This window comes from Microbacterium maritypicum MF109 (genome assembly GCF_000455825.1).
Lineage (GTDB): Bacteria > Actinomycetota > Actinomycetes > Actinomycetales > Microbacteriaceae > Microbacterium > Microbacterium maritypicum_A.
The window spans coordinates 1-204 of record NZ_ATAO01000246.1; the positions used below are offsets into that span (position 1 = coordinate 1).

The 204-nt window shown below is 69.6% G+C and carries 1 protein-coding gene; it reads left to right on the forward strand.

From position 1 onward, the window contains the following. The coding region (locus L687_RS43295; protein WP_323131869.1) for a substrate-binding domain-containing protein at positions 1 to 170 on the forward strand (170 nt) is incomplete at its 5' end. Positions 171 to 204 lie beyond the last annotated feature (34 nt).

The following is a 204-nucleotide window of genomic DNA, read 5'->3' on the forward strand; positions in this document are numbered from 1 at the left end:
ACGACCACCTCTCCGCCCACCTGTCTCCGGCGCTGACCAGCGTCTCATCCGACCCCGCGGCCCGAGGCCGCGCCGCCGCCCGCCTCCTGCGGGCAGACATCCTTGGGGCGCAGCCGCGCACCGAGATCGTCGACTGCAACGTCGTGCACTTCCGGGAGAGCACCAGCTAGTAGACATCCGTATCACCGCAGCATCACCACCGCA